This window comes from Anaerococcus tetradius ATCC 35098, assembly GCF_000159095.1.
In the GTDB taxonomy this organism is placed as follows: Bacteria; Bacillota; Clostridia; order Tissierellales; family Peptoniphilaceae; genus Anaerococcus; species Anaerococcus tetradius.
In genome coordinates, this window is sequence record NZ_GG666353.1 from 1 (window position 1) to 467 (window position 467).

Consider the following 467-nt stretch of genomic DNA (forward strand, 5'->3'; position numbering starts at 1 on the left):
AAATATTGTAGTTAATTCTAACAAAGAAGTTATAGATGATGATATAGTAAATGGGTTTGAAGAATTTAAGGAATTTTATACTAATAAAAATAAAGAGAATATAGGTTTTGATTTAGATAGCCATATAAAAGATGATTATTGGATAATTGAGTTTAATGAGGGTTCAAGTCTAATAGAAAAAGATTATGCAGGACAAAGGCTGACTAAAGAATTATTAGATGAAATAAGGGAAATAGATGAAAAGATAAGACTTCATAATAAGACCTTAGGAGAAGATGAATATGGGCAGATGACTGATAAGTGGGAGGGGTATTCCAAATTCTATTTTAACCATATAGTAGATGGGAAAATAGTTGATCACTATAAGATAGACATAGGTGATGGAAATGAGATCAACCAAAGAGACTTTGAATTTCTTTATGAACAAATAGGAAAAAGTCAGATAGAACTTAATCAAACTATAGAAA

Annotated in this window: 1 protein-coding gene; it reads left to right on the forward strand. The window is 28.3% G+C overall.

Translation table 11 applies throughout. The features are described from left to right. Positions 1-467 (forward strand): hypothetical protein (locus HMPREF0077_RS10140; protein WP_040349823.1); only part of this gene is annotated, 467 nt, incomplete at both ends.